The organism is Ignavibacterium sp. (assembly GCA_032027145.1).
Lineage (GTDB): Bacteria > Bacteroidota > Ignavibacteria > Ignavibacteriales > Ignavibacteriaceae > IGN3.
The window spans coordinates 2,273,375-2,297,545 of the sequence record JAVSMP010000001.1 but is presented as its reverse complement, the minus strand read 5'-3'; the positions used below and the strand labels follow the sequence as shown (position 1 = coordinate 2,297,545).

At 32.4% G+C, this 24,171-nt stretch carries 20 protein-coding genes and 2 tRNA genes; 3 read left to right on the top strand and 19 right to left on the bottom strand.

Annotation, left to right across the window (positions count from 1 at the left end; all coding sequences use genetic code 11):
• Nucleotide 1: 1 nt before the first annotated feature.
• Genes nuoL through asnS form a run of 4 tightly spaced genes read right to left on the bottom strand, consistent with a single transcriptional unit; the run spans nucleotide 2 to nucleotide 4,123 of the window.
• Complete coding sequence (gene nuoL, locus ROY99_09645) at nucleotides 2–1,939, bottom strand: NADH-quinone oxidoreductase subunit L (protein ID MDT3696641.1); 1,938 nt, start codon at nucleotides 1,937–1,939, stop codon at nucleotides 2–4.
• A gap of 18 nt (nucleotides 1,940–1,957) precedes the next feature.
• Nucleotides 1,958–2,260: an NADH-quinone oxidoreductase subunit NuoK gene (nuoK, locus tag ROY99_09640; protein ID MDT3696640.1), complete on the bottom strand. Its 303-nt coding sequence runs from the start codon at nucleotides 2,258–2,260 to the stop codon at nucleotides 1,958–1,960.
• A gap of 13 nt (nucleotides 2,261–2,273) precedes the next feature.
• Complete coding sequence (locus tag ROY99_09635) at nucleotides 2,274–2,789, bottom strand: NADH-quinone oxidoreductase subunit J (protein MDT3696639.1); 516 nt, start codon at nucleotides 2,787–2,789, stop codon at nucleotides 2,274–2,276.
• A gap of 38 nt (nucleotides 2,790–2,827) precedes the next feature.
• Nucleotides 2,828–4,123, bottom strand: a complete 1,296-nt coding sequence (gene asnS, locus ROY99_09630) for an asparagine--tRNA ligase (protein MDT3696638.1) — start codon at nucleotides 4,121–4,123, stop codon at nucleotides 2,828–2,830.
• A 237-nt stretch (nucleotides 4,124–4,360) separates the two neighbouring features.
• Between asnS and ROY99_09625 the strand changes: the two genes are divergently transcribed.
• The 3 genes from ROY99_09625 (at nucleotide 4,361) to ROY99_09615 (ending at nucleotide 9,977) form a co-directional block, all read left to right on the top strand.
• On the top strand, nucleotides 4,361–6,397 hold the full coding sequence (locus ROY99_09625) for a sugar transferase (GenBank protein MDT3696637.1): 2,037 nt from the start codon (nucleotides 4,361–4,363) through the stop codon (nucleotides 6,395–6,397).
• Between the two features lie 104 nt (nucleotides 6,398–6,501).
• The gene (locus ROY99_09620; protein ID MDT3696636.1) at nucleotides 6,502–8,226 is read left to right on the top strand and encodes a capsule assembly Wzi family protein; all 1,725 of its coding nucleotides are present in this window, start codon (nucleotides 6,502–6,504) and stop codon (nucleotides 8,224–8,226) included.
• Nucleotides 8,227–8,261: 35 nt separating this feature from the next.
• The gene (locus tag ROY99_09615; protein ID MDT3696635.1) at nucleotides 8,262–9,977 is read left to right on the top strand and encodes an OmpA family protein; all 1,716 of its coding nucleotides are present in this window, start codon (nucleotides 8,262–8,264) and stop codon (nucleotides 9,975–9,977) included.
• Between the two features lie 91 nt (nucleotides 9,978–10,068).
• Here ROY99_09615 and ROY99_09610 read toward each other — a convergent pair whose 3' ends face one another.
• From ROY99_09610 to ROY99_09540, 15 genes are all read right to left on the bottom strand, one after another.
• On the bottom strand, nucleotides 10,069–10,722 hold the full coding sequence (locus ROY99_09610; GenBank protein MDT3696634.1) for an HAD family hydrolase: 654 nt from the start codon (nucleotides 10,720–10,722) through the stop codon (nucleotides 10,069–10,071).
• Nucleotides 10,715–11,383, bottom strand: a complete 669-nt coding sequence (locus tag ROY99_09605; GenBank protein ID MDT3696633.1) for a CoA pyrophosphatase — start codon at nucleotides 11,381–11,383, stop codon at nucleotides 10,715–10,717. Before ROY99_09605 ends, ROY99_09610 begins: the two co-directional genes overlap by 8 nt.
• A gap of 210 nt (nucleotides 11,384–11,593) precedes the next feature.
• Nucleotides 11,594–11,667: transfer RNA gene (locus ROY99_09600), tRNA-Ile, on the bottom strand.
• A gap of 136 nt (nucleotides 11,668–11,803) precedes the next feature.
• Nucleotides 11,804–12,301 (bottom strand): DEAD/DEAH box helicase, encoded by a 498-nt coding sequence (locus tag ROY99_09595; GenBank protein MDT3696632.1) that lies wholly within the window; start codon nucleotides 12,299–12,301, stop codon nucleotides 11,804–11,806.
• Between the two features lie 504 nt (nucleotides 12,302–12,805).
• A complete protein-coding gene (locus tag ROY99_09590) occupies nucleotides 12,806–13,126 on the bottom strand; it encodes a hypothetical protein (GenBank protein MDT3696631.1) in 321 nt (106 codons plus the stop codon).
• 23 nt (nucleotides 13,127–13,149) lie between these two features.
• Nucleotides 13,150–13,557, bottom strand: coding sequence for a metal-dependent hydrolase (locus tag ROY99_09585; GenBank protein ID MDT3696630.1), 408 nt, complete (start codon nucleotides 13,555–13,557; stop codon nucleotides 13,150–13,152).
• Nucleotides 13,558–13,593: 36 nt separating this feature from the next.
• Entirely contained in the window at nucleotides 13,594–14,289 is a 696-nt protein-coding gene (locus ROY99_09580) for a hypothetical protein (GenBank protein MDT3696629.1), read from the bottom strand.
• A complete protein-coding gene (locus ROY99_09575; protein ID MDT3696628.1) occupies nucleotides 14,258–15,460 on the bottom strand; it encodes a nucleotidyltransferase in 1,203 nt (400 codons plus the stop codon). The genes ROY99_09580 and ROY99_09575 overlap by 32 nt, the downstream gene beginning before the upstream one ends.
• Before the next feature lie 18 nt (nucleotides 15,461–15,478).
• Complete coding sequence (locus tag ROY99_09570) at nucleotides 15,479–16,423, bottom strand: CBASS cGAMP-activated phospholipase (GenBank protein MDT3696627.1); 945 nt, start codon at nucleotides 16,421–16,423, stop codon at nucleotides 15,479–15,481.
• 106 nt (nucleotides 16,424–16,529) lie between these two features.
• Nucleotides 16,530–17,525 (bottom strand): WYL domain-containing protein, encoded by a 996-nt coding sequence (locus tag ROY99_09565; GenBank protein MDT3696626.1) that lies wholly within the window; start codon nucleotides 17,523–17,525, stop codon nucleotides 16,530–16,532.
• A gap of 1 nt (nucleotide 17,526) precedes the next feature.
• Nucleotides 17,527–19,353: a DUF2779 domain-containing protein gene (locus ROY99_09560; protein ID MDT3696625.1), complete on the bottom strand. Its 1,827-nt coding sequence runs from the start codon at nucleotides 19,351–19,353 to the stop codon at nucleotides 17,527–17,529.
• A 34-nt stretch (nucleotides 19,354–19,387) separates the two neighbouring features.
• Nucleotides 19,388–22,591, bottom strand: coding sequence for an N-6 DNA methylase (locus ROY99_09555; protein ID MDT3696624.1), 3,204 nt, complete (start codon nucleotides 22,589–22,591; stop codon nucleotides 19,388–19,390).
• Between the two features lie 347 nt (nucleotides 22,592–22,938).
• A tRNA-Ile gene (locus ROY99_09550) sits at nucleotides 22,939–23,012 on the bottom strand.
• 68 nt (nucleotides 23,013–23,080) lie between these two features.
• Nucleotides 23,081–23,611 (bottom strand): hypothetical protein, encoded by a 531-nt coding sequence (locus ROY99_09545; protein ID MDT3696623.1) that lies wholly within the window; start codon nucleotides 23,609–23,611, stop codon nucleotides 23,081–23,083.
• Nucleotides 23,612–23,654: 43 nt separating this feature from the next.
• Nucleotides 23,655–24,158 (bottom strand): HIT domain-containing protein, encoded by a 504-nt coding sequence (locus tag ROY99_09540; protein ID MDT3696622.1) that lies wholly within the window; start codon nucleotides 24,156–24,158, stop codon nucleotides 23,655–23,657.
• Between the last annotated feature and the right edge of the window lie 13 nt (nucleotides 24,159–24,171).

Here is a 24,171-nt window from a genome sequence, read left to right as displayed (position 1 = left end):
TTTATAAACTAAAAATAATCCAGAAAAAAGCTGCTACAATTCCGAGCACCATTACCAGGGCGTAAAATTGCGCAACACCATTTTGTAATTTCCTGATATTAACAGAAAATATGTCAATTAATTTAGCTGAACCATTTACAACTCCATCAATTATCTTATTATCAGCTATCTGCCAAAGGAAAGATTTTGATGTTTGAACAATTGGGTTAACAACTACAGCATCATAAGCTTCATCAACAAAATACTTATTCCATAAAAGATTATATAATCCTTTAAATCTCTTTACAGTATCTGATGCAATTGACGGCTTCTTAAGATATACATATCGTGCAAACCAAATAGCACTGAGAGCAAATACTACGGATAGAACCATCAATAAAATCTCAGTTGAATGTGAGTGCATACTGAAATGGGCAAGTTTACGATCTGCATCTTTAAAAATTGGAGCCAGCCAATTATGAAATTGATTACCGTGTTCACCTGAAAATACTTCGGGAATACCAATAAAACCACCGATAACAGAAAGTACAGCTAAAACAATTAACGGAATAGTAATCACTGAAGGCGATTCATGCGGATGTTTATCTTTACCAAATCTTTCTTTACCATCGAAGGTTAATATATAGAGTCTGAACATATAAAAGGCAGTCATCATTGCTGTTCCTGCTCCAATTATCCATAAAAATAATCCACTGTTAGCAAAAGAGAACCATAATATCTCATCTTTACTAAAGAAACCGGACAATGGTGGAATACCTGAAATAGCCAAAGCAGCAATTAAAAAAGTAAAATGAGTTCGAGGCATATACTTTTTCAGCCCGCCGAATTTTTGAATATCCTGTTCTTCATGCATTGCATGGATTACTGAACCGGCGGCAAGAAATAAAAGTGCTTTGAAAAAGGCGTGTGTCATCACGTGAAAGATTCCGGCAGAAAATGCACCAACACCCATCGCTAAAAACATATAGCCAAGTTGTGAAACAGTTGAGTAAGCAAGAACTTTCTTTATATCATTTTGAACTATACCAATTGTAGCAGCAAAAAATGCAGTTAAAGCTCCGATAATGGCAATCACCATCATTATCTGAGGTGCACTTGCATATATAATTGATGTTCTTGCAACCATATATACTCCTGCAGTAACCATTGTAGCGGCATGAATAAGCGCAGAGACTGGAGTTGGACCAGCCATTGCATCCGGCAGCCAAACAAATAATGGGATCTGAGCTGATTTACCTGTTGCACCGATAAATAAAAAGATAGCAATAAATCCATACACATAAGCCGGAACACTGAATGAAACAGCACGTGAGAAAACTTCATTGAAATTAAGACTACCAAAGGTCATATAGATTAAAAACATACCAAGCAGAAATCCAAAATCACCAACTCTGTTTACAATAAATGCTTTTTTGGAAGCATCAGCAACAGTACTTTTTTCAAACTTTCTATCATACCAAAATCCAATTAATAAATAAGAACACAGTCCTACTCCCTCCCATCCAAGAAACAACAGAACAAAATTATCTGCAAGTATAAGATTCATCATAGCAAAGATGAAGAGATTCATGTAAGAGAAAAATCTCCAGTAACCTTTATCTCCATGCATATAACCAATTGAATAAACGTGGATAATAAATCCTACTCCGGTTACAACCAATGCCATAACTAATGAAAGCTGATCAACTTGAAAGGCAAAACTGACATTAAGCTTTCCAACAGCCATCCAGCTAAAAAGACTTACTATCTTCTGCCTTTGTTCTAATGGTAATGCAAGTGTTTCGAAAAAGGCACCTAGCGCTATTATGAATGAAATACCAACCACACCACTTCCAATAATTCCGATCAGTTTTTCATTTTTTATCTTACTTCCAAAAATCCCGTTGATTAAAAATCCAAGTAAAGGAAGTATAACAGTTAAGTAAATTAAATCACGCATAAGAATATATTTTGGTTTTTACCACTTAAGAATATTTATTTCGTCAATATTAACTGTAAGCTTATTACGGAAAATCGCAATAATAATTGCTAAACCTACAGCAGCTTCTGCAGCAGCCACAGTCATTACAAAAAACACAAATAACTGTCCAATTGAATTTCCAAGGAAAGAAGAAAATGCAACTAATGTAAGATTAGCAGAATTGAGCATTAATTCTATACTCATAAAAACAACAATTGCATTTCTGTTTATAAGCACTCCTGCAACACCCGTTAGAAACATAAATGCACTTAAGATCAGGTAATATTCAATTGTAATAATCATAATAAACTCTTTAATCAAATTTCTTTTTTGCTAATACTAATGCGCCAATTGTTGCAGCAAGTAATAAAAACCCTGCGGCTTCAAAAGGAACTATGTAATTTGTAAATAATTCCCTGCCGATAGATTCTATTGTTCCTGCTTCAACACTTTTTGAAACATCTTTTGAAACATTTGCTGACGGACTTGCAAAAAATATCATGTAAACAAGTTGTACAAAAACAACGAACGCAATTATCATAGCAAAGATTTTGGTTTTTGGATTTAACTCAAAAAGTTTTTTCTGGTTTTCTGTTCTTAAGAGCATTAAAACAAATAAGAACAATATCATTATTGCCCCGGCATATACAATAATCTGGGTTACTGCAATAAACTGAGCATTTAAAGTTATGTATAAACCGGCGAGTGCTGCAAAATTAAGAATGAGAAATAATGCAGATATTACAGGATTGCGCCTGGTTATCATTAAAACTGCTGTAACAGCAGCGATAATACCAAAAACAAAAAATAAAAATACTTCTAAATTCATTTAAACTTTTCTATTGTTTATTTATACAATTTTAATTGTTAGGGAGTATTCCTGTAAATCATTCTTGGAAAAGGAATCGCCTCTCTTAAATGATCCAAGCCGCAAATCCAGCTAACTGTTCTTTCGAGACCTAACCCAAATCCTGAATGCGGAACTGAGCCAAATCTTCTTAGATCAAGATACCACTCGAATGCACTTTGCGGAAGATTATGCTCTTTGATTCTTTCCAACAAAAAATCAAGATTATCTTCCCTCTGGCTACCGCCGATAATTTCGCCATATCCTTCTGGGGCAAGTACATCGACAGCAAGGGCATATTTGGGATAATCAGGATCCCTTTTCATATAAAATGCTTTTACTTCGGCTGGATAATGATGAACCATAACAGGTCTGTCAAACTGTTCTGAGACAATTGTTTCATCAGCACCGCCTAAATCATTGCCCCAGTTAAAATCTATTCCATTTTTTTTCAGGATTTCAACTGCCTCATCGTAGTGAACACGCGGGAAAGGACGCTTAACATTCTGCAGTTTTGTTGTATCTCTTTCCAATACTTTTAATTCATTCGCTTTTTCCTTCAGCACAGTTTGAACAATATACTCAAGAAATTCTTCTGCGAGATCCATATTGTCATTCAGATCATTAAAAGCTACTTCAGGTTCAACCATCCAGAATTCTGTTAAGTGTCTTCTGGTTTTGGATTTTTCAGCACGAAATGTAGGACCAAATGTGTAAACTTTACCAAGCGCCATTGCACCGGCTTCGGCATAAAGCTGTCCTGATTGAGTTAAGTAAGCATTACCAAGATCAAAATACGGAGTTTCGAAAAGTGTTGATGTACCTTCAACGGCATTAGGAGTTAAAATTGGTGGATCCATCAGAGTAAATCCTCTGTCGTCAAAAAAGTCTCTGATTGCTTTTACAATCCTATGCCTTATTTTCATAATAGCAACTTGTTTACTGGATCTTAACCAAAGGTGTCTGTTATCCAATAAAAATTCGATTCCATGATCTTTGGGAGTAATAGGATAATCGTGAGCTTCAGATATAATTTTCAATCCGGTTGCATCAAGTTCGTATCCGCCGGTAGCTCTTGGTTCCGCTTTTACTTTTCCGGTAACTTCAATTGATGATTCCTGACCGATTTTATCAGCTATATCAAAAACTTCTGGTGAAAGATTACCTTTAAAATAAACGCATTGCAAATAACCTGAGCCATCGCGTAGGATAATGAACTTAATTTTACCGCTTGATCTTTTATTAAATAACCAACCTTGAAGTGTAACTTCCTGCCCTACAAAATTTCCTAAATCGCTTATTCTGATTTTCTGCATTAATCCTGCTTAATTCCTTTGAAAATTGTTTCAAATATAAAGAGTGCAGTAAAAAAAACCAATTAATGCAATAGTATAGTGTAACAATTTTTGTAAGCAAAAGAACAGGAAATTAGTTTTGGATTAATGTGGATTTATTAATTTAAATCTAAAATAATCCTTGCAAAAAATTATCTGATATGATTTTCTTAATATTTAAGATTTTTAGATATATTATAAAATCTATTTTTAATATTTATGGAAATTCATAATTCAGATATACTATTAGCTACACAAAAGAATAAAGAAACCGGGCTCTATAGAAATAATGGTTTTAAAAACCGAAAATCTGGTTACTTTTTAAGAAATACTGCTGTCAGTTTAATAATCTATAGTTTAACGTTTTTTATTTGGCATTACTACAAACGAAGCACAATCTTGCTTGAATCAGAATATCAGGCTCTTTTTGCTTATTATTTAATGTCATTATTTTTTTCTTCCATAATTGCTAATAAGGCATTTCTAACAAGAGAACATGAGTATTCTCAATCATTACGGAAAATATATATCTCAATAATATTAAGCCTTGGTTCGCTCACATTCTTTCTTTTGCATATTAATGCCGAAAATCTTTCAAGATATGTTATTCTTGGCTCAATGCTTACAGGCGTAGCAGTTGAAAGTGTGTACTTTTATTTTATTTCTTATAACAAAGGAATAATAAAAATCATTGAAAGAAATCCAGTTTCCTGGAGATACACAATACCCGATTTTATTCTCTTAACTATTTCTATTTACTTTTTCATAATAAATAAAGTCGGATTTCAAAACATTAATGAAAGACATTGGATAGTTATAATTCTAATATTTCTCAGCTGGTTTTTCGCCGCACTTTTTACGCACAAATTCAATCCGCTAAAACAATCGTCAAACAATTGGGCAGCAGCCGGTTTGCAAATAAAATTTTATCTTCTGATTTTATCCGTCATTACATTGGCAGTGTTTACAATAAATATCAAAGATGATTATTGGCCTTATTTTATTCAATCAGTTTCTGTTTATTCAGGTGTTTCATTTATAATGTTTCTGTTTTTATATGTTAGAACTTTGCCATACCCTACAGATGAAGTTACCAATATTTTTCTAAAAACATTTGAACTTGGAAATCCGGCAATTTCTTCAAATAAGAAATCTTATGCCGGAAGGTACAGACTAATAAACAGTCAGGTGTCTGAATCTGTCACAAAACAAAAACTTCAGTTTCAATATTTCAAAGAGTTTCCGGAAGTATTTAATTTTTTAGAAAGAGAAGTGGAATTAAAGTCCTTTGATGCAAATAAAACTTTGATATTGAGGTCTGCAGATAGATATAACATTGATGTATTAGGTAACTCATCAATGGAGCTGATAGTTAATCTTCACAAACTAAATGATCTTATAAGAATAAATGATTATTTCAGATTAGTTAATTTGAAATTAGTTAAAAATGGTGTTTATTTAGGCTGTGTAATACCAATCAAAAATCATTACAAAAATTTTCAGAAAAATTATCCATTCTTGATAGCCAATGTTTTCTATCTTTTTGATTTTATCTGGAAAAGAGTATTTCCAAAACTGCCTGTTCTTAGAAAATTTTATTTTTTACTATCCAAAGGCAAAAACAGGGCTATCTCACTTGCAGAAACTTTAGGCAGATTAGTTTTCTGCGGTTTTGAAATACTTAGTCTGACTGAGATAAACAATTTTGTTTATTTTGCAGTAAGAAAAGTTAAAGAACCATCAACAGACAAGAACCCTTCTTATAGTTTGGTTTTCAAGATGAGAAGAATTGGTAAAGATGGAACAAAAATATTTGTCTATAAAATCAGAACTATGCACCCTTATTCGGAATATCTGCAGGAATTGGTTTATAAACAAAATAATCTTTCTGATGGTGGTAAGTTTAATAATGATTTTAGAATTTCCAGCTGGGGCAAGTTTTTTAGAAAGTTTTGGATAGATGAGATTCCAATGATTGTAAATTTATTTAAATGGGAAATGAAGCTTGTTGGCGTACGACCTGTCAGTGCACATTACTTATCATTGTATTCACCGGAATTTCAACAAAGAAGGAAAAAATATAAACCCGGTTTAATCCCGCCATTTTACGCTGATTTACCAACAACAATAGAAGAAATTGAAGCTTCAGAAAAAAAATATTTAGATTTATTTGATAAAGACCCGATTAAAACTGACATAAAATATTTAATTAAAATTACTATAAATATTGTATTCAATCGGAAAAGAAGCGCATAAGAATTACTAATCATCATACATTTTGGTTAATACGCAATTTTATTCAAATACGGTAACTATATCGATTTAGAATTAGTATTTTTAATCCACAATATTATTATTAAGTGAAATCATTGTATTCTCAGAAAAATTTCTCTCGATATCTTCTGCTCTTAACCGGACTTCTGTCTTTTTCAGTTTCTGTTTTTCAAAACTCTTCTAATATTTATTCTCAGGTTGTTAATGTACCTGTAGAAAATGGGATATATGATTTTCTTGAAAAATTAAATTTAAAAGGTATTATCAAACTTGATGACGAAGTAAAACCATTTTCCAGAAATTATATAGCCGGTAAAATTGTTGAAGTGGTTAATTTGTTTTCAGAAAAAGAGTCCGCCCTAAATAATCTGGAGCTTGAAGTCTTAAAATTTTATTGTCAGGAATACAAATATGAAATTGATTTTTTATTAAGCTCGTCTTTATCTAAACAGAACAGTGTTGTAATGAATTTCTTTTCTGACTTAAATGAAAGATGGTATTTATTTAGTTATAGTGATTCGCTTTTTAATATTAAATTTTCTCCCATTGCTTCTTACGGAATATCCACCACAAATAAATTATCAGGTCATTCACGTTCTATTGGAATTTCTACTTATGGAAGCTATGCTGATTGGTTCGGATTTAGTTTTGATCTTCGTGATAAAGGTGAGTTTGGCGATAACGTTGATAAAAATAAATACTTCTCTCCACTGCGCGGTGCCTGGACGAAAAATGCACCAAATGGTATAGAGTATTCTGATGCCAAAGGCAGTATAAATTTTAATTGGAGATGGGGCAGCGTTTCATTGATTAAAGATTATTTGCAATGGGGACATGGAAAATTCGGACAATTAATATTATCCGACAAATCACCTTCATACCCGTATATTCAATTACAATTGAAACCAGTTGAATGGTTAAGATTTTCGTATATACATGGCTGGCTGAGTTCTCAGGTTTATGATTCAGCTTATTTCTACAATTCTTATCCTGGTTCAATAAGCCAAACACTTATTAAAAGTTATATTCCTAAATACATTGCTGCAAACATTGTAACATTAACTCCATTTCAATGGCTTGATGTATCTGCCGGAAATTCTGTTGTTTATGGAGGTGGATTAAGACCTGAATTCTTTTTACCATTTATGTTCTTCAAGTTTCTTGATCACAACTCCGGAAGAGGTGATGTTAATGATGCAAATGGAGTAATGTATTTTGACATCGCAGTAAAATATCCAGTTAACTTCAAATGGTATTCTACTTTATTGGTTGATGTAACTGAAATAAGAAACATACTTGATAATGATTTTCGAAATACATGGATTGGATTTACTCTTGGCGGAAAAACTGTTGATCTGGTATTCGATAATCTTGATTTATCAATAGAATATACCCGATTAAATCCATGGGTATATGAGCATAAGAATGAAGTAACAAATTATAAGCATTTAAAATATTCGCTTGGTCATTGGTTAGGTCAAAACGCTGATCAATTCCGGATTCAATTAGATTTCCAATTATTGCGCGGATTGAAATTTAAACTTTATAATGAGTATATTAGAAAAGGTGGATTGGAAGAAATATACTATGCTTACGCGGGAATGAAAGAAATTGAACTACCATTCCTCTATCCGCCATTAAGAACAGAAAACAGATTAGGCTTTGAATTTACATACGAATATTTACACGATCTTATATTAAAAGGATCCTATATTTATTCAGATATAAATGATCAGGCAGCAACTCGAGAACCTGTTTTTATGATTGGGTCTAATAATTCAATTTCATTTACATTATTTTACGGACTATAATTTTCTTTATTGCCATAATTATAGAGGGAAATAAAATGAGAATTTTCTTTCTGATTATATTCGTTGTGTTTTTAACATTTGAAGTTACACCTCAAAGACATTATGAACCTAAAATCTTTCATCCACTCTCAAACAAATTTGGTCTCTCAGTTGATGGCGGAATTACCTACAGCAGAACTGACTTTAAGAAGAATGGAATAGATTTTCTTACAAGAGCATCGCTTGAATATTATTTCCCTACTCTCTCTCCGGCAACATTTGGGTTTGAAATAATCGGAACTGCAGGTTATATAACCGGAGAAGGGGGAGCAAGTTCGAGTTTTCAAACTGCTGATTACAGAACTCTTATCTATTCATTTGGTGCTGGATCATCTTTTAATTATGCTATCGGTAAATCATTTATACCATATCTTTTCGGCAGTATATCGTATTTATATTTTGAACCAGGAGATAAAAATGGTAATGCATTGATTCCATCAGTTACAGCTTTCAGTCCGCATAAAATGATATTAACCGGCGAGTTTGGAACGAAGATACTTTTTAGTGATTATTTTGGGATGAAACTGGCTGCAGGAATTAATTATGTAAACTCTGATTTACTTGATGGCTTTCAATTAGGCACAGATAAGGATATTTATTTTCATGCTCTTGCCGGATTGACATTTTATTTTGGCGGAGTAAAAGATACAGATGGAGATGGAGTACGAGATGAATATGATTTATGCCCGGATACTCCTCCGTTTGTAATTGTTGATGATTTTGGTTGTCCTGTTGATACAGATAAAGATGGTGTACCGGACTATTTAGATGAATGTCCCAATACTCCTGTAAACATTCCGGTCAATGAAAAAGGCTGTCCTGTTGATTCAGATCAGGATGGTGTACCAGATTATAAAGACCTATGTCCGGATACTCCCAAAGGAGTAAAAGTAGATGAAAGAGGCTGCCCGGAAGATTCTGATGGTGATGGAGTTCCAGATTACAAAGACCTTTGCCCAAATACTCCGATTGGTACCGAAGTCAATAAATGGGGATGCCCAATAGATGAAAAAGTTTATGAGCCAATAAAAAAAACTGAATTTATTTTAAGCGGTGCAGTAAATTTTGAAACTGGTAAAGCAAATCTTCTTAACTCTGCTTATTCTGAGCTGCAAAAAGTTCTGCAAGTTATGAATGATTATCCGGATACTAAATGGAAGATTGAAGGACATACCGATAATACCGGCAGATATGACAAAAATTTGGAGCTGTCAAAACAGAGGGCTGAATCTGTTTACAATTATTTTATTACTAACGGAATTGATAAATCAAGATTATTTACTGCTGGCTACTCATCAGATTATCCGATTGCAGATAACAGCACAGAAACAGGCAGAACACTTAACAGAAGAGTTGCAATCGTACTCATAGATAATAATGATGAGAGTACTGTTAATACAGAGATCAAACCAACAGAGAAGCAAAAACAAGTTGACCTTTCTTCATCAAGAGTTTATAATCCATCTGTTGAACGAAATGTTGGCAAAATGGTTTTTACAGATGGATATCTATATTGTTATCAGGTTTCTTCATTTAGAAACAAAGGTAAAGCCGAAAACGAATCTTTTGAACTAAAGAATAAAGGCTTCAATTCTTTTGTAGTTATTGCAAATTCACCTGATCTTGATGGAACATGGTACAGGGTAAGAGTCGGATATTTTAATACTCTTGAAGAAGCTTTGAAGAATCGCAGTTTGTTGATTAAAAATTAATTTTTTTTAAGATGCAGGTAGATATAAGCTTGTAAACTAATTTAAATTAACTGCCAATATTTTTCGTTGTTTTGTCATTATAAATTAACACTTACATTTTATCCAGTGATAAATAATTTTTCAAATCATTTAGATCTTCAAATACCTTATCGTGCTTTAATGCCAATTTCTCTTTTATTTGATGACCATTCGCAATCAGAACACAATCAACACCCATAGCATTTGCAACTTCTGCATCATGCAAAGTATCACCAACAAATAAGATTTCATTACCAGGCAGATCAATCTTTTCAATCAGCTTTAATCCAATATTTACCTTACTGCCGGCATAAATATTATCTAAACCATTTACGTAGTCAAAATACTTCGTTAAACTATAATGTTCTAAAATCTTTACAAGATTTTCGTGCAGATATGCTGAAAGAACTGACTGGGTAACACCTTTCTGATGAATTAAACTAAGAATTTCAACAGCATTATCATATAAATTGCAAGTGAGTTTTTTTGATTCATATTCATCAATAAAGTTTTTACCAAGAATTTCAAAAGATGTTTTTGAAAAATCTAATCCTGCAGCTATATAATAATCCTGAACCGGAAAAGTAAAAATCTCACGGTATTTTTGTAAAGATAATTTTGGCAAATCATTATCTGAGAGAATTTTGTTGATAATATTTTTACTATAATCAACATCATTCAACAAAGTTCCGTTCCAATCCCAGATTATATGTTTATAATTATTCATTAATACAAGACTTTATTCTATTTATCAATTCAAATACTAATTCAGCGGTAATACCCCAGATAGTCTCTTCGCTGTTTTTATAAACAAGTACACGATGTTTACCGTTTGTCCAGGGTAAAGCATAACGCTCAGGTAAACCAAGATCTTTAACCGGAAGAAGTTCCAACTTATCTCCATTTTCATTCATCATACTTGGATGCAGTTCAACACGAGTGAAAAATTCAAGTGGATTTATACGCAAAAAAAAATCTATTGGTAAAACAAATATTCTTTCCACCTCATTTGTATCAATATTTAATTGTTCAGGTGAGCTAATTTTAAGTTTACCTATGAATGCTTCAACAATAACTCCCATAGGACCAATAAAAGTACCAAGTTTACCAAGAATCCGGATTTTCTTTTTTTCAATTCCGAGTTCTTCACAAGTTTCTCTCAGAGCTGTTGAAAGAAAACCATTATCTTTTTGACTTTCATAATGACCACCCGGAAAACTAACTTCACCAGGTTGTCTTACTTTTAAAGAACGTTTTTGAAAAAGTAAATTTTCAACACCATTCAATTCAACAATTGGTATTAGTACTGCTGAATTCAAATATCTATCTCTTCCAATAATTTCTGGTTCTTTAGATATTTTTTTAGATATGAGTGTAGAATATTTCATTACAGAATTAATTTTTTGCAGAGTTCCTAAAAAACTATTCCTAAAAACAAATAGATTAGAATATTATCCCATCTGTCAAGGTTTGATTCTTTTCAGATTCTTCAACTTATCATCCGAAGCTATTTCGGAATTACCATAACACAATTTTTCAGAAATTTCTTTTTAATAAAAACAAAAGGCTGAAATCGTCAGACTTTCAGCCTTTTTAAGTGGGCCCAGATGGACTTGAACCACCGACCCTCTGATTATGAGTCAGATGCTCTAACCAACTGAGCTATGGGCCCAAATTTTTAAGCGCACAAAAATAGTGTATAATATTTTTTAAATCAAGCAGATGTCAGTGAGATGACTTTACTCTTTTAGTAACTAAAATGGAATTATTCATTTTTCTTCTTTAAGAACTTCGCCATAATTTTTTTATTATTCTGTAATCAGGTCTAAAATCGTGACCCCATCGGATATACAATGGGTTTCATCTACAACAAACAAACCAATTTTATCTGAAAGCGTAATTATCACTTCTTCAATAAAATTTTCATTTGCAAGTCTTTCCGGTGAGATTAATAGTGCATCAACTTTATCAGATTTGATTATGTTTATTACCTGCTGCCATTCTCTTGTGTTTGCTGAATTGATTGTTTCTGCAGTTATTCCGATAAGCTTCGCTGCATCAAGTTGATTACGCATCAAAGCCAGCAGTGGTGAAATAATAAGCGTTATATCTCTTCCACTATCCCTCAAAATTTTTGTTGAAAATAAATATACAATACTTTTTCCCCAGCCAGTCCGCTGAACTAAAAGCAGTATTTTATTGTGATTAGCAACCGCGTCTATTGCTTCCCACTGACCAAATCTGAACTCTGCTAATGGATTATTAAGAATTTTTTTTAGTAGCTGAATAACTTCCGGTTTTTGCATTTAATTTAAAATTTCTAACTTATACTATTGTTCGTTTCTTATCTTAATAGCACATAAATTTAGTTATTTGCATTGACTAACTCAACTTTGAAATAATGCTTAAATTAGAATCCACTTAGAGTAAAAAAAAATTCTACAGGTTGAAGTGTTTTTCAAAATATTATTTAATGATCTTTATCCTTTGGCAGATTCGGGTCATTGCCGGGTGCAATTGTATCTTTGCTACGAATTTTACCATCAAGCCCTTTGGTAGTTAATTCACCACCACCCTGATGTTTAAGTATTTGGCTAGCTGCATCTTCTGCTTTCTTCTGTGTTTTATGTATAGATGATGCTTTATCAGCGATGTTTTTTTTATTTACCCAATCACCATCTTGATTTCTTTAAACAATTCTATCTTTTTTCTTACTCATAATGTTTCTCCTTAAAGTTTTAGTTTTTTTGCTATTTAACTTCGTGAAATTCAGCTTTAATACCCCACTCGTTAGCTTGTTTCTCAGCTTCTTAAGAAAAACCTTCGGGAACAACTATATGAAATATTGCATAATGTTGTGTCGCAAATGTCGAGAATAATTGCCATTGACTTTTTGTATGATCAAGTGAGATGGAATCCTCTGTTTCAATCTCCCAAATATGTTCAACATCTTTATATTTTGCTGTAACGTCAGGAACATGACCATCATTAGTTTTACTCCAAATAATTTTTGTCGGTGTTTCATAATCATCTATATCAGCTTTTTCATCAGTATATAGATTGCTAACGATATAATTAACTGTTGTTTTAACCATATCATCATGGTCACTTTGATTTTTTCTTTTAGCCATTTTTTTAACCTTTCAATTTTTTATTAAATAATTGGTATCCCTCTAGGTGTATATCCATCCATAATTAAGTGTAATAGAATGGAACCAACACCAATCATTATGATAATATCTAAAAATTCATATCTACTCCAATTTTGAATACCCATTACCTTTCTTTCACATCTCTTTGCTTTCAAATCGTTCCATGCATAAACAATTATAAAACATAAGATCACTCCAAACACAAAGCTATGAAAGAAAGTCCTATGATTTGGATGGATAGCTGGCTCAAGTATGTCTGGTATTCGTGCTGTGCTCAATCCGATTCCAGAAGATAAAAGTAATTCGCCAAGATCAACTTTTTCTTTCTGCTGCGAATTATTGTGAATAGCTAAATAGGCTAGTGGACCTAAAATAGCACCTGCGGTTTTATGTACATTTCCATTAGGCATAGGGGCCTCCTTTCATATTTTATAGTTAATTAATTTTCATCTATTATAGCCACCTAAATTTCTTGCGTGATTTCTAAACCAACCTCTATTTGCTAAAAATCTGTATTCCTCAAGTACCTTGCGATATTTACACTTTCCATATCTTTTTCCGCAATTACAGGGACATAATTTTTTATTTGCAACACGTTTCCTCGTTCCTAAAAGTAATAAAGCCAATCTAATTTGTTCGGGTGAATTAAGTTTAAGCAGTTCATAATAATCTCTTATTATTCCTTCCTCACCATGTTCTAATTCATCAGCAGGTAGGTCGCCACCTACTAAACGCTGGTGAGACATAGAATATAAATATGGGATTAATATTTTCTCAGCAAAGCCAATTAACGATTTACATTTTGATAAAATAAATTTCAACCTTAGAGGTGATCCTAAACAAAGTGTATCATCAGGATTAATATGATGCTTTCCATCTCTTGGAATTTTATTATCTAATTCATAAACAGCAGGTATAGTTTTGGGAAACGAATCAGGTATAATGATCTTGAGATGATAATCATCTAAAATGGTTAAACTACCAGTTTGACTGGCAGAAAAAGAAAACATTCCACTAATAATTAATCCGTCCTCTCTAGAAGGGACAATAACCATTTTAGGATAATCATTTAAAAATTGCACTATACCATACCTATCAGTTTGTAATAACCTAGCATCTTTGCCAGGGTTTTGACTTTTCAATAATTTCATGGTGCTTTGGACTTATAATATTAACTGAGCTTAAACTTATACCCAATTTCTTTGCTAATTCATTTCTGTCCATTTTAATAGCAAATTTTTCTATTGATTGTTCTACTAAGTAATCAGCATTTTGTGATGTAATAATTTTTCTAAAATCCACTTGGGCTTGTAATAACCATTTCCGAAAGTTTTGCTCTAATTTCAATTCGCGGCCTTCTTCTGAACTCCATTTATCACTAAAATCTTCTGCAGGATTAACTGGATTAGGAATACGAGGTGTTTTAGCTAAAACGAGGGATTCAAATCTATCAAGAATATTAAGTACAGCATCTTCAAGATTATTTTCTCCCTGATATGCTCTTGCCGCAAGCGTAGTAATAATTATAGAAATTGGCTTAACATCAGGATCATCCTTAAAAATAATATCTCTATGCCTTTTTAATAGTTGCACACACTTTTGTAATGGAGTTTTCCATTTATAATTTGGAATTGAATCTATTGTAGCAGATTTATATAGCTTGGCTCTTTCTTGAAGAAGCTGATAAGCTTGTTTCATTCTTGTTTCAAACCATCTGGCATATCCTTCGGGGTTACTTATGTTCCAATTATTACTAATTGAAAAATACTCTGGGTGAGTATTATCTGTAATTGCAACAGTTAATTCAGATACTGATTCTGATAAAAACTCATCATTGCTTTCAAGCAATATTGCCTTTTTAATAATTCGTCTTTGATCCTCATTTTCAGGGATGCAGGGAACAATGTCCATATGAAATTTTATCTTATCGGCATACGTCAATCGCCAACATCGTTTCTTTTCCTCAACACCCTCTTTAATTCCCCGTGCACTCTTAAATAACTCAAGTTCTTTTCCTATTAAATTCTTAAGTTTTGCCTGCGAATAATTATCCTTTGAGATCCCTTCTTCCAGATTACAAGCTAAATCTAAATCATATTCTTCCTTTGAATTAAGTGGTCTATTTGCGGTACCCAACCGAAAAGACCCCTGAGAAAAAATGTGCGGCGAAAAATCTTTACATTCAGAATCTTCACGGCTTAGCCAACTGCCAATGTCTTTATATCTTTCTTCTGCTTTCTCGTAAGCTGAATCTGGTAATTCAAGTCTATCTGCAATTTCGTTAAGAAAACTTGTTCCTATCATAGTTTCCATTTTAAATATCTCCTTTATTTATAATTCATGTATTGGTATAAATTCTTTCGCTGATTCTGAAAAAAACTTTTCTTTAATATTTTGAAATTCTTTTTTCCCTTTATCATAACCAAGACCTTTTAAGTTTTCAATTCCAGAAATTGAATCAAGTGAAAATTTACCCTTAGCAACAGTCTCATCAATTCTTACTACATTACGATTAGTAAGATGAACTGCCATACCAAGCGCAGCCGATGATTGCCCTTTCATAATTAACTTTAAAGAATTACTTGCCCAATATCCTTTTCCAAAAGAATACTTCTTTGCTGTTTGTATATCAATTGCCTCATGCGTGCATCCTATGCTAAGAATACAAATATTTGAGGAGGGCCAATTTAAAATTCCAACTGCCTCAACTGCAGCAATTGCGATTGGATTGTTCGCATATAGACCGCCATCAACTAAATACAAACCATTTGTTGCTTTAAAGACTGGGAAATAGCTCGGTGCGGCTGAAGTGGCTAGGGCAATCTCTGACATTTTTAATTTATAATCGTTCTTAAAATCATTATGGTGAGCAGTTTTAAATAGATTTAGTTCTCCATTATCAAGATTCTGGCTTGGGATTACGAGTCTGATTTTCGACTCTCCTAATTTTGTTTCTCCAAATTTTTCTTCTAAATATTTTCTCAAAATTTCATTCTTGTATTTAGAAAAACCCCAATGCTTTAGGGCATTCAAAAGCCGATTGCCAGAAAAAATATCGCAACCCATCTTAGTATAAAATTCCAGAAGATCATTTGCAGAAAATCCCTTCCCTAAACCAAGGGCTATAATTCCACCGGTTGATGTACCGACAACCAAATCGAAATAATTGTTAATAGGTTTTCCTAAAAAATTTTCAAACTGTGATAAAACCCCAAGAGTGAAAACACCTTTTATTCCTCCACCGTCCAACGATAATATTTTATAATTTTTTGACATATTTAATTGCGTTTAATTATTCAATCACAATGATTTACATTTAAAATAAATGAATTCAGCGAATTGTGAGTTCGTCATATTGAAAAAATAAAATAAAACTCTGAAGTTATTTATAATTCTTTAGAGCAGTCTGGAGCTGTTGCTTTATTTCTTTCGCAATTGAACGAGGTGATATTACTATTACATCAGAACCATAACCTAATATTTTTGAGTAAAATTCATATGTTGGTTTGACTTGAATAGAAATTCGCAGTTCGTTTTTGTTATCCTTTATTATTTTTTGAGTTTCATGAATTGGTAATGCTTTTATATAATTTCCTTGAAACTCCGAGAAAGATAGTATTACTTTAATTGGTTTTGTATCTGGGACTGTTATGCCAAAGGAATATTTAAAATAATTATCAAAGTCAAAAGAAGGCGGCGTAAAATACTTATTAGTAATTATTAAACTACTTATTCTATCTAATGCAAAAGTTGTAGGTGTGTTTTTTTCATTCACAAGTCCAATAACATACCAATAATTTTTATCCTCTTTTAACAATATTGGCGACAATAACTTCTTGCTAGGATTTGAATCCTCAAATTTTTGATAGTTAAATTCAATTATTTGTTTTTCTAAAATTGCTTTTAGAATAGGTTGAATTAACTCAACACCTTTACTCATCTGTATTTTTTCAGTTTGTAGAAGTGTTCTATCTGCGACTAACTCCTTTGTGTTTTTTGCTATTCCAGAATTATCGATCACTTTTTCAATAGTTTTCAAAATGTTTTCAAATATTTTAAAACCATTATATTGTTCCAATGTCCTTGCATAAAAAAGTAAGGTCATAATATCTTCAGATTTAAGTCCAAAAGCTTGAATTGTAAAATTTGGATCTGTATAAAAATATCCTTTTCTTCTTGTATCGTATGAGAGAGGGGCTTCATATCCTATTGGTAAATCTTCTTTCATGTGCTCTAAATCTTTTTCAATTTGTCGTAAACTCACGTTTATTCCCGCTTGGGAAATTAAACGTCTAATTTCTTGAGTTTTTACTGTCTTACCTTTTGAGAGTTCTCTATCTATAATTAATATTCTAGCTCTTTGATATTTGTTTTTCATTTCAACTAGTCCAATATTCCCAAATGATAACCATTGCAAGCGAATCGAGTTTGCAATAACGCAACAATGCCTGTTTATATTTTTCTAATTCAATTTCGCTACCTTTTCGTAAACCAAACATTACATCTTCATAGGCTCTCATAGCGCCTGTACCATCTTCAATTGATTCAGCTCTATCATAAATTTCAATTTCAGGTAAGAGTTTATATGGATCAATTAATTTTCCTTGTTCGTCTTTTTTCAATAGTGAAAGTCCTGATTCAAAGTCCAGAAGATATTTCTCTATAGTTTCAGAAGTATTTGAACTTAAGATTGCTGGCAATGTCCATTTAATCGAAGTTTTACCTTTCATTGCCGGGTGAAAATAATTATTGAAGGCAATTCTATTCATATCCACAAATCTGCCTTCATCGTTCTTATCAAACTTTACCATATATTCTAACCACTCTTTAAGTTCAGGATTTTGATACCCGTATTTAGCAAATTGGTTATAAATGGTTTTTAACATAGTATTTTCATAATGTGACCACATCAGGGGAGTGCCTTCACTTCCAATAGCATTCATTAATGATTCCGCAAACTTAAAACTGGGAAAAGAAGGTTCAAGATTAATCCATTCTGAATGTACAGGTTTTTCTCCAACTTTTTTAATTGTATGGCAGCTCCATTGAAAATTAATAACTTCATAGGGACGCATACCTTTATGGAAAGGTAATGCAGTCATTGTTGTTTCAAAATCAATGAAGTGTAAAGGATAATCTAGTTTATTTAATTCATCTTTTAGATTCTTATTAATCCATTCTTTGTTTTCCAGTGTGCTCTTGATTTGGATTTTTTGTCTAATTGCGCGATCTCCATCTTTTAATGACTCGAGTGGAAAATCAGCAAGGGAAATTCTTTTTTGATTAATAAGTTGGTTTGCTAGAGGATTTTTCCATCCACCAATGGAACCAATATAATACAATTCACTAATATGATGGTCAACTCGTGGATAATCTTTCCAACATTCATCAAAACCACTAAGAGGAAATTTATCATTTACCAATTTATATTCACACTTAAAGCAATCCTTGTTAACTGGGATTTTTATTTTCTTTATTTCCTTCTCTAAAGAAGCTAAAAAACTTTCAGTTTTTTCTTTAATAATATTTTGAAGTTCTACTACTTTTTCATTTACATTCACCAAAGTCATTAAATCATCTTTCAATAATTCATCTAAATGCTTATAGTCGAATGCAACGTCATATTTTCTAAACTTGCTATCAGGTACTATAACTTCTTTTATTTCGAAGAAAGAATTTAACCCTTCAATGCTCGTATTCTTAGCCTTATCCGGTAAATAAAGATAGGATGTAACATCCCACTCTGGGAAAGCTTCTTGAATAACAAAGTACTGAAAAGCAACATCAATAATATATTCTTCAAGCTCTTTAAATATCTTTTTTTGCTTTTTTTCATCCGTGGTTGTTTCATAAGACTTGGATTTAACTTCGATTAAATTCACTTTCTTATTTTTTTTCTCAAGAATATCTACTCTTATAAGTTTTCTATTGCTTTCGATTGCCGCTTCGAATAATGTTACATCTTGCTTTTGTAAATAAGAACTTGTTTGTGCAATTGCTTTCTCGTGATCAGTGCCAGTATCTATCAGGATGCCTGATGGATAAAGTAATGTTGCTAGTTTTCCTACCATATAACCTCCACGGGCTAGATGTTGAAGGTATTCATCTAGATCTTTTATATTTGGGTAACCTTTTTTCTTATAGTAGAGCTTGGCAGGACAATCATATGCTACTTTAAAATCACTTTTTGATAAGTATAATGACATATTAACCTCCTTTAAAATTAATTGTTGGCATACCTCACCCCACAACCTTCTTCACCAGCTTATCTATCTCCTTCATCTCTTCGGAAAGGTGTTTCTTTATGTCGAGACGGAGTTTGCCGAGACGTGTGGCGGTTAGTTCTTTTTGTGGTGGATTGTCCTCTAAATATTTTGCTGCTTTTTTGTGTGATGTTTCGCTTAATTCTGCAAGCTTTTTATGAACTTCATTTGTTTCATCAAAACGCGGAAAGTAAATGTCGAGAATCTTTTTGTGAACATCCCTTGCACCGAATAATCCTTTGGATTGAAAATCCTTCATTAATTCATTGGGAATTTTTGAATTCAATATTGCCGTTAAGTAGTAAGCTTCATTAGAGTTCAATGTAAAGTAAACATAAGCTTTAGTGTCAACTAAGAATTCTAAATCTAAATCATTTCTGTTTACGACAGTAGCATTAGCATCTTTCGCAGATGAATTGTAAATAACAACATATTCGGCATTCAAGTTCTGGCTTAAAAGTTTATTGTGATAATTCAGGTAGTCGATTGAAGTCAAATCTTTGTTCGCTGCTGTCTTAGAAACTTCCCAGAATCTTTCTACATTCTGAAACCACTTTGACGCATTAAGAAATCCTTCTTCTCTTAATTCCTCAACCGAAAATAGTTTTATATCTTTTAACCCATCAGTTTTATTAACTTCAATTGGTAAAGTAATTAAATCAGGATTTATCAATGCAAAAGGTAAAATACTTTTTGCAAGAGCAGTTCTGAATAAAAATTTGCTTTCTATCCTTCCATGCATATCAACTAAATTCCATGGTTTCTTAGCTTCTTTTTTGGATGAAGCCGAAGTCTGAATGTTTATTATTCTGTCATCCCAATCAGGCGGAATTTCTTGTGTTAATTCAATAAAATAAAAATTCCTTGGTGTTATCTCTGCTCCTCTTTTGAATAATTTTTTGTAAGGATTTTCTTCTTTACTTGAACTTGATTTCTGATTTGAAAACGCTGTAGATTTTCCCTGTTTTCTTAAATACCAATTTTCTTCAACTTCACTTAATTCCTTTGCCTCCGAAAGCTTACAATTATGTGATTTTAAATCGCCAGTAAAAGTTTTACCAGGTAATCCTTTGCTTGTAATCTTTCTTTGCTTTTCTTCTTTTTGAACAAAGAACACGCAACTTGGAACTCTGAACAGTGGCTTAACATCTTTAAAGTCCCAGAGATTTATAATCCTGTAACCTTTTGATTTTCCTGTTCTGGAATTATTATGATGATCAGCACTGAAAAAGCTTCTTGGCAATACAAATGCAAGATGAGAATTATCTTTTAGGAAATAGCTACTACAATATGATAAAAAGATAGCAGCAATTTCCAGATTGGTAAAATTCTTGACTTCATCAGGCTTAACTTCATACTTTTCAGCAAGAGCATTAAGTATGTTTTGATAATCTTCATTTCTTATCGAGCTGTAAGTAAACCACGGCGGGTTACCGATTACATAATCAAACTTGTTTGCAAGAAAATAAGGTTTATATGAGTTCTGCACTATAAATTTCCAGATGCTATCCCTTCCTTTTTCTTTTACAGATTTTAATCCTGTGTATATTTTATAAAAGCTTTCTATAACCCGTGCAGTAATTCCGCTTCCCTTAAAATGTTTTCTGAAAATGTTTTCAAACACATCTTCAGTTTCTTTTTTCTTCCCCATTGTTTGTTCTGCAAGTTCATCGCAAAGGTTTAAAGCTTTATCAAACATTTTAACATCATCAAGCACCTGTGTTGTAAGAAAATATTTTTCCTTATCAATATTCATCTGAAACTCGCCGCCAAACAAGTTCTGAACTCCTTCTGGTGCAAGCAGTGTATTTGCAAGAATTATGTTAAGATGAACAGGTTTTTGTGCATTTATAACTTCTTTGCCAAGTGCTAAGAGTAAAGTTGTTTTTGTTATCTGCACACTAAGAGGGTGAATATCAATTCCATAAATCTGTTCGTTTAATTCTTCAACCGATACGTCTGGATTTAGTTCGCGTATTCTGTGAATTGCTGCTCTGAGAAAAGAGCCGCTGCCGCAAGCAGGATCTAATATTTTATCCGATTTCTTGAATTCAAACTCTTGAACAATTCTTTCGCAAAGCCAATCGGGCGTATAATACTCACCAAGCGAATGTCTTGTATCAATATCAATAAGCTCCTGATAAACACCTTTCAGTACATCTTCATCAACATTCTGATAATCAAAGTTGGAAATTTCCTGTGCAATAAGACGATAAACTTTTTTCAGATTGTTAAAACTTCGTCCGGTATTTATCCAGTGGAAAAAGTCGTTATCAACAAAATTGCGAATGTTAAACCTGTGAAAGATTGTGCCATCAAGGATACCCTTTAATTCGGAATCATCAATATAATCATCGCTTGAAACAACACTGTAAGCAAGCATCTTTGAGAAAATACTTAGATAAGTGTGGATAAGAAAATTGTTATCACGTGCATCAAAACTTCCATACGCAATACTCAAAAATTTACTCCACTGTTCAAAAGAAACCTGAACTTCACCAAACTTCTTTGCTTCGTTAAACCACTTATTAAGTTCACGGAAGGACTCAATAAAAATGTAACTTTGATAACCAAATGCTTCTTCAATTCCCTTTAGTGTAGCCTTTTGTTTAACTTCTTTAAAAAGAAACCTGTCAATCCAATAGTAAAATTCTTCAGAGTTTCTTTCATTCAAAACAAAAGCAGAGCTTTTAACTTCGTTAAGGATAAGTTCATGTTCCTGAAGATTTTCAATCCTGTCAAGTTGACTAACATCCGGCACAAAAACTTTCCAATTAACAAAATCTGAGGCTATTAAAGTAAAATTATAACCTTCACCTGATCTTAACTGCCCGAGTAAATAACCAGCGAGCTGCTCTTTTGCATGTACAAGTGTGATCTTAAGGTCATTTTCAAATTCAATAATTATATTATTAAACAGAGTATCAGCTCTGCCTTTATGAATTTTATCTTTGCGTGGAATGTTGAAAATTGTTTTTTCAGCCCCGAGAGTAATTTTATCAATCAATCTGGTTATTTCTTTATCGTTAGAATATAAGCGATTTAGTAAATCTTTAAAGGCTTCTTTCTTGGTAAGCTCTTTATTGGCAGATTTAACTTTTTTAAGGTATTCTTTTATGTGCTCTGACTTGGTATCAGTCATTGAGTTAGTATTAATTTCAATTTTTGTTTTTAATTTCAATTCTGAATTATGAAGGCTCCACCAACTCCCTGTTTGAAAAAATTACATGTAATTGTAAATATCAATTAATAATTTATCAATCAGGCTGAATCAAAAATAATTAAAGAAAAACTTTAAGTCTAATATTTCCTAAGAAAAAGAAATGGAAGATAATTGTCTTTAAAGACTTACAAGAAATCCAGCTTATTTCAATCATTCCGGCAGCGGCAAATCAAAAATGTTTTAATGCTTAAAAATAATCGAATAGATTCCGGGACTTATTCAGAACGAATAAAATGCAGTTATTCAGAAAATCCTTTTTAATAAAAACAAAAGGCTGAAATCGTCAGACTTTCAGCCTTTTTAAGTGGGCCCAGATGGACTTGAACCACCGACCCTCTGATTATGAGTCAGATGCTCTAACCAACTGAGCTATGGGCCCAAATTTTTAAGCGCACAAAAATAGTGTATAATATTTTTTAAATCAAGCAGATGTCAGTGAGATGATTTTCAGTTTTCTGTAACCGAAACTGAATCAATTAATTTATCATCTTCATATGTTCTGATGATTGTTGGAGTACCTGTTGAATCGTAACTTTTCCATTTGCCAACTCTTTTACCATCTTTGTAGGATCCTTCTTCAACAACTATCCCATCAGGTGAATACCATGTCCAGTTTCCTGACGGTAAATCATCAACATAATCACCGAGTGTTTCTAAAGTTCCATCCGGTCTATAATATTTCCACTTACCAACGTTTTTATTATTTGACATTTTCCCAATCATTTCAATGTTATTGTTTGGGAAATAAATAATAAAATCTCCTTCTTTAATTCCATCAACAACATCATACTCAACATAATGCTCCAATGCTTTTGATTTATTTCTGCCAGTAAACGGAATCTGAGAAGTTGAATCAGGATAAAGAAGTCCATCGCGTAATACAAGCGGAGTTGTTTTGCCGTCTACAGGTTTAGCAATTTTATTATCACAGCCATAAAATGCAATAACTGCAATTAAAAGGATTAGTAGATTTTTCAAGTTATTTCTGAAAATATTGTAATTAATAGATTAATGAATTATTCTATTTCAGCAGTTCTGAATAAGCTTGGATTAATCTGGATTTAGTTTCAAGAAGGTCCTGAGATATCACTTTAACTTCGCCAATCACAGGCATAAAATTAGAGTCTCCGTTCCATCTCGGTACTATGTGAAAATGAATATGGTCTTCAATCCCGGCTCCGGCTGTCTTACCAATATTAGCGCCAATATTAAAACCGTGAGGATGCATAACTTTTGAAAGTGCCTGCTGAGCAAGTTGTAAATTTTTCATTAATTCGGAATATTCTTCTTTGCTTAAAGTAATAAAGTCGTTTGTATGTCTATAAGGCACTATCATCAGATGACCATTATTATATGGATATAGATTTAACAATGTAAATGTAAATTTATCTTTGTAAACAATAAGGTTATCTGGCTCATTCGGGCTTAAAGAAGCAATTTCACAAAAAATACACTTGGATAAATCCGGATTTGAATTAAATGATTCAATATATTTTGAACGCCAGGGAGACCAAAGTTTTTCCATTTTTAACCTAACA

Bases quoted from the DNA above. Each gene is read 5' to 3' on its own strand.
- ROY99_09575 (MDT3696628.1), bottom strand. From the start codon at position 15,460: ATGGAAACTATGATAGGAACAAGTTTTCTTAACGAAATTGCAGATAGA.
- nuoL (MDT3696641.1), bottom strand. From the start codon at position 1,939: ATGCGTGATTTAATTTACTTAACTGTTATACTTCCTTTACTTGGATTT.
- ROY99_09635 (MDT3696639.1), bottom strand. From the start codon at position 2,789: ATGAATTTAGAAGTATTTTTATTTTTTGTTTTTGGTATTATCGCTGCT.
- ROY99_09610 (MDT3696634.1), bottom strand. From the start codon at position 10,722: ATGAATAATTATAAACATATAATCTGGGATTGGAACGGAACTTTGTTG.
- ROY99_09565 (MDT3696626.1), bottom strand. From the start codon at position 17,525: ATGAAAAACAAATATCAAAGAGCTAGAATATTAATTATAGATAGAGAA.
- ROY99_09625 (MDT3696637.1), top strand. From the start codon at position 4,361: ATGGAAATTCATAATTCAGATATACTATTAGCTACACAAAAGAATAAA.
- ROY99_09585 (MDT3696630.1), bottom strand. From the start codon at position 13,557: ATGCCTAATGGAAATGTACATAAAACCGCAGGTGCTATTTTAGGTCCA.
- asnS (MDT3696638.1), bottom strand. From the start codon at position 4,123: ATGCAGAAAATCAGAATAAGCGATTTAGGAAATTTTGTAGGGCAGGAA.
- ROY99_09595 (MDT3696632.1), bottom strand. From the start codon at position 12,301: ATGCAAAAACCGGAAGTTATTCAGCTACTAAAAAAAATTCTTAATAAT.
- ROY99_09570 (MDT3696627.1), bottom strand. From the start codon at position 16,423: ATGTCAAAAAATTATAAAATATTATCGTTGGACGGTGGAGGAATAAAA.
- ROY99_09560 (MDT3696625.1), bottom strand. From the start codon at position 19,353: ATGTCATTATACTTATCAAAAAGTGATTTTAAAGTAGCATATGATTGT.
- ROY99_09590 (MDT3696631.1), bottom strand. From the start codon at position 13,126: ATGGCTAAAAGAAAAAATCAAAGTGACCATGATGATATGGTTAAAACA.
- ROY99_09605 (MDT3696633.1), bottom strand. From the start codon at position 11,383: ATGAAATATTCTACACTCATATCTAAAAAAATATCTAAAGAACCAGAA.
- ROY99_09615 (MDT3696635.1), top strand. From the start codon at position 8,262: ATGAGAATTTTCTTTCTGATTATATTCGTTGTGTTTTTAACATTTGAA.
- ROY99_09540 (MDT3696622.1), bottom strand. From the start codon at position 24,158: ATGGAAAAACTTTGGTCTCCCTGGCGTTCAAAATATATTGAATCATTT.